Genomic DNA, 13551 nt, shown 5'->3' on the forward strand with positions numbered 1-13551 from the left:
CGGGTCGAGGTTGTTCATCAGCATGCGCAGCGGCGCTTCGGTCAGCCAGCTCTTGGCGGTCAGCTGGTTGCCGCGGGGGGCGCGGATTTCGACGTCGCGAAAACGGGTTGGCTTGCTCACCGTGAATCCTCTTGAATCGGCAGTCGTGCCGTTTTGTTGTTGTGGATTGGAGTAAATACAAACATGTATATACAGGCTCAATCAAGCGAAATTTGACGACCTGTGCGTTACCTGTCGCTTAGGGTGAAAGGAATAGGCTAACGATGGAAAACGAGCGGCCGGACGGCCGCTCAAAAGGCTGGAACGTTACTTCAGGTTGCCGCTGAGGAACTGCTGCAGGCGCTCGCTCTTGGGGTTGCCCAGCACATCCTCGGGCGCGCCCTGCTCTTCCACCCGCCCTTGATGCAGGAACAGCACCTGGTTCGATACCTTGCGGGCGAAGCTCATTTCGTGGGTGACCATGATCATGGTGCGCCCCTCTTCGGCCAGCCCTTGGATCACCTTGAGCACCTCGCCCACCAGTTCCGGGTCCAGCGCTGAGGTCGGCTCATCGAACAGCATGATCTCCGGCTCCATGCTCAGGGCCCGGGCGATGGCGACCCGCTGCTGCTGGCCGCCGGAGAGAAACGCCGGGTACTGGTCCGCGACCCGCGCCGGCAGGCCGACCTTGTCCAGGTAGCGCCGGGCCCGCTCCTCGGCGTCCTTCTTGCTGACGCCCAGCACCCGGCGCGGGGCCAGGGTGATGTTCTCCAGCACGGTCATGTGGCTCCACAGATTGAAGTGCTGGAACACCATCGCCAAACGCGTGCGCAGGCGTTGCAGTTCGTCGGCGTCGGCCACGCGCATGCCGTGTCGGTCGTGGACCATGCGGATCGGCTGGTTGTCCAGGCTCATGGCGCCGTCGTTGGGCGTTTCCAGGAAGTTGATGCAGCGCAGGAACGTGCTCTTGCCCGAGCCGCTGGCGCCGATCAGGCTGATCACGTCGCCGGTCTTGGCGCTCAGCGAAACGCCCTTCAGGACTTCGTGGTTGCCGTAGCTTTTGTGCAGGTTTTCAACGGTCAGTTTGTACATGGCAAACCTCCTGAATTAATGGGCCGGGCCAAGGAAGGACAACCAGCGCCGTTCCGCCAGGCGGAACAGGCTGACCAGCGAGAACGTGACGGCCAGGTAGATCGCGGCCGCGATGCCGAAGGACTGGAAGGTCAGGAACGTCGCCGAGTTGGCGTCCCGCGCGACCTTGAGGATGTCCGGCACGGTGGCGGTGAACGCCACGGTGGTCGAGTGCAGCATCAGGATCACTTCATTGCTGTAGTACGGCAGCGAGCGGCGCAGGGCCGACGGAATGATCAGGTAGACATACAGCTTCCAGCCGCGCAGGCCGTAGGCCTTGGCGGCCTCGACTTCGCCGTGGTTCATGCTGCGGATCGCCCCGGCGAAGATCTCCGTGGTGTAGGCGCAGGTGTTCAGGGCGAAAGCCAGGATGGTGCAGTTCATCGCGTCGCGAAAGAACGCGTCAAGCATCGGCTGGGCGCGTACCGCCGCGATGCTGTAGATCCCCGTGTAGCAGATCAACAACTGTATATACAGCGGCGTGCCGCGGAACAGGTAGGTGTAGAACTGCACCGGCCAACGCACCAGGGCATTGGACGAGACCCGGGCGATGGACAGCGGCACCGACAGCACGAAACCGATGAAGATCGAGGCGCTGAGCAGCCACAGGGTCATGGCCAGGCCGGTGATGTGGTAGCCGTCGTGGAACAGGAACGGTTTCCAGTATTCCTGAAGGAGCTCGATCATCGTACGGCCTCCCGGGTGCCGGCGGCGTAGAAGATCTCCAGCCGGCGCAAGACATAGTTGGAGACGGTGGTGACCAGCAGGTAGATCAGGGCCGCCAGCAGCAGGAAGAAGAACAGCTGATACGAACTCTTGCCCGCGTCCTGGGCCACCTTGACCAGGTCGGCCAGGCCGATGATCGACACCAGCGCCGTGGCCTTGAGGATGACCATCCAGTTGTTGCCGATGCCCGGCAGAGCGAAACGCATCATCTGCGGGAACACCACCAGGCGAAAGCGCTGCATGCGGGTCAGGCCATAGGCGGTGGCGGCTTCCATCTGCCCGCGGGGCACAGCGAGGATGGCGCCGCGGAAGGTTTCGGTGAAGTACGCCCCGTAGATGAAGCCCAGGGTGATGACCCCGGCGCTGAACGGGTCGATCTCGATGTACTCCCAGCCCATCGCTTCGGTCAGGTTGGTCAGCCAGGTCTGCAGGCTGTAGAAGATCAGCAGCATCAGCACAAGGTCCGGCACGCCGCGGATCAGCGTGGTGTAGGCCTGCGCCGGCATGCGCAGCAGGGCCGTGCGCGACAGCTTGGCGCTGGCGCCGATCAGGCCCAGCAGCACGCTCACCAGCAGGCACAGAAAGGACAGTTTGACCGTCATCCAGGCGCCTTCCAGCAGCAACGGGCCGAAGCCTTTCAGGCTGAAGCCCGACAGCCCCAGCACCTGCAGCAGTTCATCGAACATCGCGCACCTCCAGGGCAGAGGCGCCAGGCACGCAGGGGGCTTGAGGGCAGCGTTGCGGGAAAGGCAGTGGAGCAAGGATCAGAAATGTTTTTTTCATTGTTATTTCCTGAAGACCGACAAGGGCGCTTGCGGCGCACGGGTACTGTTCATGGAACGCAGATGAGGCGATGACACGCAGACACCCCGACCCGGGTCTCGAACCGATCCGTGTGTCGAGGTGTGCGGCCGACTCTAATGCACCTATATTTACTTGTACAGACAGGCTTAAGCATTTGGTCGGTTTGTTCGTCATCCTGTCGGGAACCGTGCAAGGCACCCTCCCCGACAGGCCCGCTCGCGACCCGTCTTCCGTCGGATCAGCCGTTGTCGATATCGAAGTCGAAGTACTTCGCCCGGATCTTCTCGTAGGTGCCGTTGCGGCGGATCTCGGCCAGGGCGGCGTTGATGGCCTGCTTCAGCTCGGTGTCATCCTTGCGCAGGCCGATGGACGCGCCGACGCCCAGGGTCTGGGTGTCATGCACCGCCTCGCCGGCGAAGCCGAAGTCATGGCCTCGATCGGTTTTGAGGAACCCCATGTCCGACTGCACCGTGTCTTGCAGCGCGGCATCCAGTCGCCCCGAGAGCAGATCCTGATACACCAGGTCCTGATTCTGGTAGGACAACACGTCGACACCGTTCGGCGCCCAGTGGGCCTTGGCGTAGGCTTCCTGGGTCGAGCCCATCTCCACGCCGATGTGCTTGCCTTTGAGCGACTCGATCGCAGGCTTGATGTCCGAGCCTTTGCGGGCCACCAGGCTGGACGGGGTGTGGTAGATCTTGTCCGAGAAGTCGATCTGCTGAAGGCGCTTCTCGGTCACGCTCATCGACGACAGGATGCCGTCGAACTTTTTTGCCTTGAGCCCCGGAATCACACTGTCCCAAGGGCTTTCGACCCACACGCACTTAGCCTTGAGCTGCTCGCAGATGGCGTTGCCGATGTCGATGTCGAAGCCCACCAGCGTGCCGTCGGGCGCCTTCGATTCGAACGGCGCATAGCTGGGATCGACGCCGAAGCGGATGACGGTCCAGTCTTTGGCGTGGACGCCGCCGGCAGCCAGGAACAGGACGAGCGAGAGGATGATTTTGTTCATGTCGGTCTCCGAGGACACATTCGTTCAAAGCCGTGCTTTGAGGTAAGGCCAGCCTGGGTAGTTGGACTCATTGTCAGAGGCTGGTCGGGGGAAGCATCAGGTCAGGGCTGCGCCAGAAACCGCTCGACCAGGCGCGCCCAATAGGCGGCCCCGACCGGCAGGTTGCTGTCGTTGAAGTCGTAACCGGGGTTGTGCACCATGCAGCCGTCCGCGCCGACGCCGTTGCCCAGGCGCAGGAAGCAGCCAGGACGGGCCTGGAGCATGTAGGCGAAGTCTTCGCTGCCCATCAGCAGGTCGGTGTGCGGCACGACCCGGTCGGTGCCGAGCAGCTCTTGCGCCACCTCAATCGCGAAGTCGGTTTCGCGGTCGCTGTTGATCACCACCGGATAGCCCATGCGGTAGTCGATCTCGACTTCGGCGCCGTAGCTGGCGGCCTGCTGCTGCACCAGTTCGGTGATGCGCGACTTGAGCAAGGCACGCACCTGGGCGCTGAACGAACGCACGCTCAACTCAAGCCGGGCGGTGCCGGGGATGACGTTGTTGGCGGTGCCGGCCTGCAATACGCCGACCGTCACCACCGCAGGTTGGGTGGGCTCGACGTTGCGCGCCACGACGGTCTGCAACGCCATCACGATGCTGGAGGCCACCACCACCGGATCCACCGTCAGATGGGGCCGCGCCGCATGGCCGCCGTTGCCCTTGACGGTGATGTAGACGTTGTCGCCCGCCGCCTGCAGCGGCCCGCGACGGAAAAGCATGGTGCCGGCCGGCGCGCCCGGATGGTTGTGCAGGCCGAACACCGCATCGCAGGGAAAACGCTCGAACAGGCCGTCCTTGATCATGCTCAGCGCGCCGCTGTCGATGCCGTGTTCCTCGGCCGGCTGGAAGTACAGGTGCACGGTGCCGGAGAAGTTGCGCGTCTGCGCCAGGTGACGGGCGGCGCCCAACAGCATGGTGGTGTGGCCGTCATGGCCGCAGGCGTGCATCTTGCCGTGATGCCGGCTGGCGTAGGGCAAGCCGGTCTGCTCCAGGATCGGCAAGGCGTCCATGTCGGCGCGGATGCCGATGCTGCGCGGGCCGTCGCCGACCTTCAGCGTACCGACCACGCCGGTTCTCCCGACGCCGGTGGTCACGGCGTAGCCCCACGCCTCCAGCTTCTTGGCCACCAGCCCGGCCGTCTCCAATTCCTCATAGGCCAGCTCGGGGTGCTGATGCAGGTGATGGCGTATCGCACGCAGATCGTCGGTCGATTCGGCAAGGTCGGCGACCTCGCAATAACGTCGGGTAGTGTCCATATCGCTTGGCTTCTCTTTGTGATTCCCCCCGTCTGACGGGGGTGTGAAGCCACAGTAGAGATTGCCGGGTGCGCTGAGAAGATGTAATTTTTTTGCCAATGATCAGCTTTATTTATCACCAGAAACCCGTGGAAGGCAGTGCCCATGAAGATCAACCAACTCCAGGTGTTCGTGACCGTCGCCGAAGAAAAGAGCCTGCGCGCCGCCGCCCGCTGCCTGAACCTGACGCAGCCCGCCGTCACCCGCAGCGTGCAGGAACTGGAAAGCGACCTGGGCGTGGTCCTGATGACCCGCAACGTGCAGGGCATCACGCTGACCGAATGCGGCAAGGCGTTGCAGATCCGCGCGCACCAGATCCTTGAGGATGTGCGGCGGGCCCGGGAAGAGCTCGACCAGATCACCCACAACATGCGCGGCAAGGTCACGGTCAGCGCCACCTCCACCATCGCGCTGAGCCTGCTGCCCAAGGCCCTGGAGCAATTCCAGAAGACGGCCCCCGATGCCGAAATGACGTTCATGGAGGTCAAGTTCCCGCTCGCGGCCCAGCACCTGCGCGACGGCTCGCTGGATTTCGTGGTCTCCCACGAACTGCCCGACATGCTCGGGGACGACCTGATCAGCCTGCCGCTGTTCTCGACCGACTTCGTCGTGATGGCGCGGGCCGGGCACCCGTTGGCGAACGCGCGCCACCTGCGCGAACTGACCGACGCGCAATGGCTGAGCACGGTGCCGTCCGGCGGTTTCCAGCACAGCGTGATGGAGACCATGTTCGGCCACGCCGGGCTGCCCCTGCCCCGGAGCATCGTCCATTGCTCATCGTTCGCCATCGCGCTGGGCCTGGTCACCGGCACGGATTCCCTGGTGCTGTTCTCGCGGCTGCTGGCCGACAGCATCGCCAGCTTCGGGCTGCAGCGGATTCCGCTGGAGCAGAAACTGCCGGCGCTGGAGATGAGCATCATCCTGCGCAAGGGCACCCTGCTCACACCGGTGGCCCAGCGTTTCATGGAGTGTTTGCGGGCCGTCGTCAAACACCGTTGAGGGCGGCCCCTCTTCAGGCCAAGCGCATCGACACCTCGATGTCATCGGCAAACGGCACCGAAACGTAACCGTTCTGCGGCGAGCGCACGTGGGCCACGAACTCGGGGCAGTAATCGGTGTTGTCCGCCACCACCAGCGCGCCTGGCCGCAGGTGTTTCTCCACCAGGCCCAGCACGTCACCGTACAGCGCCTTGGCGCCGTCGAGCAGCAGCAGGTCGACCGATCCGGGCAGGTTGCTCGCCAGGGTGACCAGCGCATCGCCTTCGCGGATCTCCACCAGGTCGCTGACGCCGCCTTCCTCGAAGTGATGCCGCGCCAAAGCGATCTTCGACGGCTCGAATTCGCTGCCGATCAGCACACCGCCGCCGTTGTCCCGCAGGGCCGCCGCCAGGTGCAGGGTGGACAGCCCGAACGAGGTGCCGAACTCGACGATGGCTTTGGCCTTCGTGCTGCGGGCGAGCATGTACAGCAGCTTGCCGGTGTCGCGGGACACCGGCAGCCACAGGTCCTTGAGCATGGCGTAGAGCTGGCGGTACTCGGTCTTGCTGTGCATCAGGCGCTCGCGCTCATCGCGCGACAACGTCTCCAGCACCGGGCTGGTGGCGGTGCTGGCCTGGGTGTAGAGGCGTTCGATCAGGGGCGCCAATGGCGCAGAGGTCAGGGTCGTCATGATTGCTTTCCGTCGGTTGCTTTGTGTGGGTTCGACGCTAGAGTTGCGAACCAAACGCGAGTGATTCATCGCATTCAAATGATGCGAGCGATTCGCGCCCGCCGCTATTCGCGTTCTCCACCCACCGTTGGGGCTCTCATGACAAACCGCCAGACCGCCCGTATTTCCTCACGCAAACAGCCGCAGCAGGTGCGCTCCACTGAGCTTGTGGGCGCCATCCTGGAGGCGGCTGTTCAGGTTTTGGCCAAGGAAGGCGCCGCCCGCTTCACCACCGCACGGGTGGCGGAAAAGGCCGGCGTGAGCATCGGCTCGCTGTACCAGTACTTTCCCAACAAGGCGGCGATCCTGTTCCGCCTGCAGAGCGACGAGTGGCAGCAGACCACTCAGATGCTGCAGCGGATCCTGGAAAGCCAGGCGCAGCCGCCGCTGGAGCGCCTGCGCGCCTTGGTGCATGCGTTCATCCGTTCGGAATGCGAGGAAGCGCAGATGCGCGGCGCCCTGAACGACGCCGCCCCGCTCTACCGCGACGCCCCCGAGGCTCAGGAAGTGCGCGCGGCCGGCAAACGGATCTTCGACGCCTTCATGCTGGAGCTGCTGCCCGACGCCGCAGAGGACGTCCGCGCCCAGGCCTGCGACCTGATGCTCAGGACGTTGAGTTCGGTGGGCAAGGACTTTTCCGGCACCCCGCGCAGCGAGGCGGACATCAGCGTGTGCGCCGACGGCATGGCGGACATGTTTTGCGCTTATGTCGGGCTGCTCAGGGCGCCGGCCTGAGCGGCAGGGAGCCGAACACTGCCATTTCGGCATAGCCCTTGTAGCCATCGGTTATCGACCATCGCGCCGGCCATTAGAAACCAGACCGCCGGTGCGAACTGGCCGCCCAATCACCTTGCGCGCAAGGCCGCGGCGACTATGCTCCCCAATGCTGCGCTAATGGCCATTGGCCTTGAAGCGCATGGCCTCCGGTTCCGCTGTCCGGGCACCGCAACGCTGATTGGCAGAGAGCCCTACGCCTGACGACGCAAGCGCGTCCGTGCGGGCGTTCCCCAAGGAGGGAGTCATGCCCGCACCCGGACAGTACCTGTCTGCAGTGCCTGCCTACGAACCCCTCGGCGACCCTCCCCTTGAAGGCTCGCTCTGTCTCCCCTTTATCGCTGAAAACAGAGCAACCCCGCCGGCCGGCGCGCACCCGCGTCCGGCCGGCATCACCCACAGGAACGGAGGGAAACACCATGGCCGCCGTACGCCAGGATGTCGCAAAACTCGGCTCTGGATGGAACAAGGACTTGCTGAACTACGCCCTTGCGATGCAAGCGATGGACGAACTGCCCATCCAGGATCGCAACAGCTGGAAGTTCCTGGGCGCCATGCATGGCTTTCATCCCCAGTTATGGAGAAACGAGCACCTCATCAAAGCGAACGCCCCGATCCCGACGGATCTGACCAACAACACCTTCGGCAACCAGTGCCAGCACGGCAGCTGGTATTTCCTGTCCTGGCACCGGGCCTACCTGTACGCGTTCGAGTCCATCGTCGCCGCCAAAGTGAAACAGCTGACCGGCGACGACTGGGCGCTTCCCTACTGGAACTACCTCGACAGCAGCAACCCGAAAGCGCTGAACCTGCCGGACGCCTTCGTGGCCAAGACGCTGCCCAACGGCAAGCCCAACCCGCTGAGGAAGTACCCGCGCCGCAACGGGATCACGGCGATCCAGGCCAGCCCCTGGCTGAGCCTTGCCGCGATGGAGGAGAACGATTTCCTGGTGGGCAACGACGGATCCCTGGGGTTCGGCGGCGGGATCTCCGATGATTTCGTGCAGTTCGAGGCCATGACCGGCGACCTGGAAAGCAACCCGCACAACACCGTCCACGGTCTGGTCGGCGGCTACATGGGCAACGCCCTGCTGGCCGGGCTCGACCCGATATTCTGGCTGCACCACTGCAACATCGACCGACTCTGGGAAGCGTGGATGAACACGCCGGGCAAGACGATGGTGCGTGACCCACGCTGGCTCAACGGCCCGGCGAACCGCCGGTTCATCATGCCGGTGCCCGGCGATAACGCGCCGGGTGTGACGTTCAGCGGCAAAGACACCCTCAAGGGTGGCAAATATCACCGGACCTACGATGATCTGAGCATCGGCACAGGCGTGAAGCCAGGAGTCCAGGCAGTGGCACGGGTCAACATGGGTTCGCCCACAACACAGAAGGTCCAGCCGATCGGCGCCAACGCCGACGTCGTCAAGGTCGGCGGTGCGCCGGTGCAGACCCGCATCGACCTGGAACCGACCGCCACCGCCAAAGGCATGGCCACCATGGGCGCAACGGCCACAGGCCAGGAAGTGACCCGGCTCTACCTGGCGCTGGATTCCGTGCGCGGTTCGGCGCCGTCTCCGCTCCTGCATGTCTACGTCAACCTGCCGCCGGACGCCGACCCGGCGCAGCACCCCGAACGGCAGGCCGGCAGCCTGACGCTGTTCGGGCTCAACGTTGCCTCGCAGGACGACGGCCCCCATGCGGGTGGCGGCCTGGGCTACACGATCGACATCACGGACCTGGCCCAGCGGCTGACCGACGCCGGCGACTTCGACCCCCAACACCTGCGTGTGACGCTGGTCCCGGGAGAACAGGTCTCCGACGACGAGCCGATCACGGTCGAGCGCATCAGCGTCCTGAAGCGTAGCGGTGTCGTGACTTGAGGATCGGTCCCATGCGGGTCGGCTCGGTTCTGCGCAGTTTCACCTATGCCCCCTGGCCGCTGCTGCTGGCCACGTCGGGGCTCGGCCTGGCCCTTTGCGTCTACAGCGAGGCGACCCGCGAGGGCCCGGCGTTCTGCGCGGCCGTCAACGGGGTGTCGGTGCTCACGCGCTGGCCCGCGGCATTGCAGGCGGAGCTGGCGTTGAACCCGCTCCCGCGGGTTCTGCAGGAATGGTTCCTGATGCTGCTGGCCATGATGCCGCCCCTGCTGGCGATGCCGCTCATGCACGTGTGGCGCTCCAGCCTGCCGCGCAGACGGGTACGGGCGACGGTCGTTTTTCTGCTCGGCTACGGCGCGCTGTGGATGGCGGCAGGCCCTGTGCTGCTGGCCCTGGCGCTGTTGCTGCAGATCGCCGCGCTCAAGGGGGCATTGATCGTGTCGCTGCTGATCGCGTTGCTGTGGAGCATGAGCCCGTGGCACCGGGCGGCGCTCAACCGCAGCCACCGCCGACGGCGCATCGGCCTGTTCGGCTGGGCGGCCGACCGGGACTGCCTGGCCTTCGGCGTGACGCATGGCGCCGGGTGCATCGCGTCGTGCTGGGCGTGGATGCTGGTGCCGCTGGTCAGCGGCGCCTGGCACCTGCCAGTGATGCTGGCCGCTGGCGTCGTCCTGCTGGCCGAACGCCTGTCCCCGCCCGGCCCTGCGCGTTGGCGCTGGAACCCCGGTGCTTCATCCATCCACCTTTTCTCGCTTCTCATCAAGCGCAACACGGAGCGTTCCCATGGATAGGCGTGCGTGTCTGGCAATCGGCGTGAGCACCGTGGTGCCCGTCGACAATCTGGCCCTGAATTTCGCGTACCTGGACGGCGCCGTCTTCGCGGCCCGCTCCCTGGGCGAGTGGGCCCTGAGCGCGGGCTTCGGCGCCGCGAACGTCCGGGTCGTCGACGACGAACCGGTTGACGCAACCCCCAACCCGGTCACCCGCGAGCGGGTACAAAAAGCTGTCGACGAGCTGTTTCCCCCAGGCGCCGCAGTGGTGGACCAGCTGATCCTGGCCTATTGCGGCCATGGGCTGACCGACGCGAACTTCGACTCGGTGTCATGGCTGTTCAGCGATTCGCTGCGCCAGAAGTACCGGGTGGTGGCCAATGCTTTCTATGCCGAACTGCTGCTGCACGGCGTCCGGCGCATCACGCTCATCAGCGATGCCTGCCGCGAGGCGCCCCAGGGCCTGGACCTGATGCGCCTCGACGGCGTGCGCGGAATCGTCGTGCAGGGGACGCAGGTCGACAGCCCGAAATTCGACCGTCTGACGTCCTGCCAGGACGGGCAGCTCGGTTACATGGTCTTCGACCCTGCGGCAGCGGCGCCGGGCAAATGCGTGTTCTCCGGCGTCATAACGGACGCGCTGTGGGGGCTGGAGCCGACGGCCATCGAGAAAGGCGTGATCACCACGACCACGTTGGGCAAGTGCGTGCGCTCCAGAACCACCGAGCGCGCCAGCCAATACCACCTCAGGCTCAATCCGCAATGCCAGGTCGACGTCGAATCGGCGGTGCTCTACGACACCGCCGAACCGCTGCAGGTGCCCGGCGACCTTCAGCCCTGGCCCGCCGGAACCAATGCCGCGGCCCTGGGTGCCTCACCGGCCGCCGAAGCGCCGCAGTCCGCCGACCACATTCTGGAGCGCGTGCACACCGACCCGGCGTTCAGGGACCAAGTGCTCGGCGCGGATTTCGGCCTCAAGCGCTTCAACCTGACCGTCCCCGACAGCCAGGCCATGACCATTCCCGATGACAGCAAGGACTTGCTCCGCGACCTGGTGGAACTGCGCCAACCCGCCACCTGGGTGCTCGGCAAGAAGCAACAGGTCCGGGCACTGGTCGAGCGGATCGAGACCGAGGCGGCCGCCGGAGAGCTGCGCCAGCGCCTCGGGCAGATCGGGGATCCCGGCGGCGCCAACCTATACGCTTGGGGTAACCGAGTGAAGCTGTGGTACGCCCACCCGATCGAGTCCCAGGCCGCCGCTGCGCCGTTCAACAGTTTTCGCATCGACGCCGATGACCGGGGCCTGCCGGTGCTGGTGGAGGTGACGCCGGGGCAGTTCTCGCCGGTCGTTCCCTACCAGGGGCTGTTTGCCGTCATCGCCCCCAACGCCGAAGGCGACATTTTCCAGGCCTACGGAGAACAAGGCTTCGCCGAGCGTTACCAGGAAGCCCTCAAGGCCATCGACGACTTCGCCGCCGGACGGCTCAGGCCGGACAGCCTCGACCGGCTGGCCGCCGACCTGCGCCGGGACAAGCACGCCGATCCGATGCTCGGCGTCATCTGCGCCTACCTCTACCGCGCGACCGCCGACTTCGACAACATCCGGCGCATGGCGTGCTTCTACGCCAAACGAGGCCAGGCGGTGCCCTACGACATCGCGCTGCTGGGCGCCATGCCGGTGACGAAGGCGGCGGACGGCGCCCTCATCGTGCAGGTGCCTGCGGTCAAGGCGCGCCAGTCCCCGGACGGCGGACCCGCCCTCCCCAACTATGCCGCCCAGGCCACGGACGCCGTCACCGCCCGGATCGGCGGGCGATGCCCATGGCTCGGGCTCGGCTGGGACTATGTCCAGGATCCCCGTCCGGAATGGGCCGCGCTCGTCGAGGGCCTGGCCGAGCATGCCGCCGAAGTCCGCCGCAGCGGTTCGACCCTGCTGCCCAAGGCCTCCGCCGATAAGCTCGCGCAGACCTGGGGGCTGACGCCGCGCTGACCGACGAGGAAGGCTCAGCGCAACGCGGCATCCGCCGCCTGCCGGTGATGCTTGGCGCTCACCCGCTGCGCCCGGTAGATGCCGGCATGCCCGGAAAACAGGTACGCCGTCACGCAGCCGACCGCCGCCAACGGCCCGATGCCGGCGCCGAACAGTTCCATCGCCATCAGCGTCGTGGCGATGGGCGTGTTGGCGGCGCCGGCGAACACCGCCACGAAGCCGATGCCCGCCATCAGGGCGAACGGCATGCCGAGCAGCGGCCCCAGCACGTTGCCGAGGGTCGCGCCGATGTAGAACAGCGGCGTCACTTCGCCGCCCTTGAAGCCGCTGCCCAGCGAGGCGACGGTGAAGGCCAGCTTGCCCGCGAAATCGTAGGCCGACATCGGTTCCTGGAACGAGCGGACGATGCCGTCGAGGCCCAGGCCGATGTAGGGCTGAGCGTTCAGGCCCCACACCGCCAGCGCGATGACGGTGCCGCCCAGCAGCGGGCGCAGCGGCGCGTAGGCGATCCGCCGTTTCATCAGCGCACCGAGCCAGTGGGTGGCGCCGGCGAAGAGCATGCCCACCAAGCCAAACACCACGCCCGCGATGACGACGGCCATGACGCTGCCGGCGCTGACCGGCACCAGGCCGCCGATGGCGTAAGGCGTGTGGTGCACGCCCCAGGCCAGGCAGACCCGGTCCGCCACCAGGCTGGCGGCGATGCAGGGAAACAGCGCGTCGTAGCGCAGGCGCCCGATGGCCAGCACCTCCAGGCCGAACACCGCCCCGGCCAACGGCGTGCCGAACACCGACGAGAACCCGGCGGCGATGCCGGCCATCAGCAGCACGCGCCGGTCGACGCGATCCAGCTTGAACAGGTGCGTGAGCTGATCGGCCAGCGCCCCGCCCATCTGCACCGCCGTGCCTTCACGGCCCACCGAGGCGCCGAACAGGTGCGAAACCACCGTGCCGCCCAGCACCAGCGGCACCATGCGCAGGGGGATCACGCGTTGGGGATCGTGGATCTCGTCGATGATCAGGTTGTTGCCGGCGTCGACGGCCTTGCCGAACCGGTGATAGATCAGGCCCACCGCGAAACCCGCCAGCGGCAGCAGCCAGATGATCCAGGGATGGCCCTCGCGCCAAGCCGTGGCCTGATCAAGCGATAGCAGGAAAAACGCCGACGCGCTGCCGGCCAGCACCGCCACGGCAGAGGCGATGGCCAGCCACTTGGCCAGGTAAGGCAGCATCCGGAACGGTTCGAAACGATTGAGGATTGGCATGGGTCATGAGCTCGAAAGGATTCGGGCTGACCGACGGAGGGGAACGTGACGCGAACGCCTACAGCCCCGACGTTGGTCAGGTATCTGTAGGCGTCATCAGCCGCGTGCGATGCGGCGGTTCAAGGAGGAACACCATCTCCTGCGGGCGATGCTAACCGGATCCTGGGGATGAGGC

At 65.6% G+C, this 13551-nt stretch carries 13 protein-coding genes and 1 riboswitch; of the genes, 5 read left to right on the forward strand and 8 right to left on the reverse strand.

The genetic code is table 11. The annotated features are described in order from the left end of the window. The 6 genes from CAG31_RS28470 to CAG31_RS18145 form a co-directional block, all read right to left on the reverse strand. Positions 1-120, reverse strand: a 120-nt coding sequence (locus tag CAG31_RS28470; protein ID WP_170930399.1) for a hypothetical protein, incomplete at its 3' end; no start/stop codon positions are given. A gap of 186 nt (positions 121-306) precedes the next feature. Next, the gene (locus CAG31_RS18125; RefSeq protein ID WP_085583625.1) at positions 307-1071 is read right to left on the reverse strand and encodes an ABC transporter ATP-binding protein; all 765 of its coding nucleotides are present in this window, start codon (positions 1069-1071) and stop codon (positions 307-309) included. A 15-nt stretch (positions 1072-1086) separates the two neighbouring features. Next, complete coding sequence (locus CAG31_RS18130; protein ID WP_085583627.1) at positions 1087-1797, reverse strand: ABC transporter permease; 711 nt, start codon at positions 1795-1797, stop codon at positions 1087-1089. After that, entirely contained in the window at positions 1794-2522 is a 729-nt protein-coding gene (locus CAG31_RS18135) for an ABC transporter permease (RefSeq protein ID WP_085583629.1), read from the reverse strand. Before CAG31_RS18135 ends, CAG31_RS18130 begins: the two co-directional genes overlap by 4 nt. A gap of 356 nt (positions 2523-2878) precedes the next feature. Beyond that, positions 2879-3652, reverse strand: coding sequence for an ABC transporter substrate-binding protein (locus CAG31_RS18140; protein WP_085583631.1), 774 nt, complete (start codon positions 3650-3652; stop codon positions 2879-2881). Positions 3653-3753: 101 nt separating this feature from the next. After that, positions 3754-4947, reverse strand: a complete 1194-nt coding sequence (locus CAG31_RS18145; RefSeq protein WP_085583633.1) for a M20 aminoacylase family protein — start codon at positions 4945-4947, stop codon at positions 3754-3756. Positions 4948-5091: 144 nt separating this feature from the next. Here CAG31_RS18145 and CAG31_RS18150 point away from each other — a divergent pair, with 144 nt between their 5' ends. Beyond that, positions 5092-5985 (forward strand): LysR substrate-binding domain-containing protein, encoded by an 894-nt coding sequence (locus CAG31_RS18150; protein WP_085583635.1) that lies wholly within the window; start codon positions 5092-5094, stop codon positions 5983-5985. Positions 5986-5998: 13 nt separating this feature from the next. Here CAG31_RS18150 and CAG31_RS18155 read toward each other — a convergent pair whose 3' ends face one another. Further along, positions 5999-6655 carry an O-methyltransferase gene (locus tag CAG31_RS18155; RefSeq protein WP_085583637.1) on the reverse strand — a complete coding sequence of 219 codons (657 nt, stop codon included), beginning with the start codon at positions 6653-6655 and terminating at the stop codon, positions 5999-6001. A 138-nt stretch (positions 6656-6793) separates the two neighbouring features. Between CAG31_RS18155 and CAG31_RS18160 the strand changes: the two genes are divergently transcribed. The 4 genes from CAG31_RS18160 to CAG31_RS18175 all read left to right on the forward strand — a co-directional run bounded on the left by CAG31_RS18160 (position 6794) and on the right by CAG31_RS18175 (position 12111). Next, positions 6794-7429, forward strand: coding sequence for a TetR family transcriptional regulator (locus CAG31_RS18160; protein WP_085583639.1), 636 nt, complete (start codon positions 6794-6796; stop codon positions 7427-7429). Between the two features lie 458 nt (positions 7430-7887). Further along, positions 7888-9354, forward strand: coding sequence for a tyrosinase family protein (locus tag CAG31_RS18165; RefSeq protein ID WP_085583641.1), 1467 nt, complete (start codon positions 7888-7890; stop codon positions 9352-9354). An 11-nt stretch (positions 9355-9365) separates the two neighbouring features. Then, the gene (locus CAG31_RS18170) at positions 9366-10142 is read left to right on the forward strand and encodes a DUF2182 domain-containing protein (RefSeq protein WP_085583644.1); all 777 of its coding nucleotides are present in this window, start codon (positions 9366-9368) and stop codon (positions 10140-10142) included. Continuing rightward, entirely contained in the window at positions 10135-12111 is a 1977-nt protein-coding gene (locus CAG31_RS18175) for a caspase family protein (protein WP_085583646.1), read from the forward strand. The genes CAG31_RS18170 and CAG31_RS18175 overlap by 8 nt, the downstream gene beginning before the upstream one ends. A 14-nt stretch (positions 12112-12125) precedes the next feature. On the opposite strand, the gene CAG31_RS18180 is transcribed toward CAG31_RS18175, so the two are convergent. Further along, positions 12126-13376: a voltage-gated chloride channel family protein gene (locus CAG31_RS18180; protein WP_085583648.1), complete on the reverse strand. Its 1251-nt coding sequence runs from the start codon at positions 13374-13376 to the stop codon at positions 12126-12128. Positions 13377-13456: 80 nt separating this feature from the next. Next, positions 13457-13525, reverse strand: a riboswitch (Fluoride riboswitch). Positions 13526-13551 lie beyond the last annotated feature (26 nt).

Origin of the sequence: Pseudomonas sp. R25(2017), assembly GCF_002112565.1 — a bacterium.
Lineage (GTDB): Bacteria > Pseudomonadota > Gammaproteobacteria > Pseudomonadales > Pseudomonadaceae > Aquipseudomonas > Aquipseudomonas ekonensis.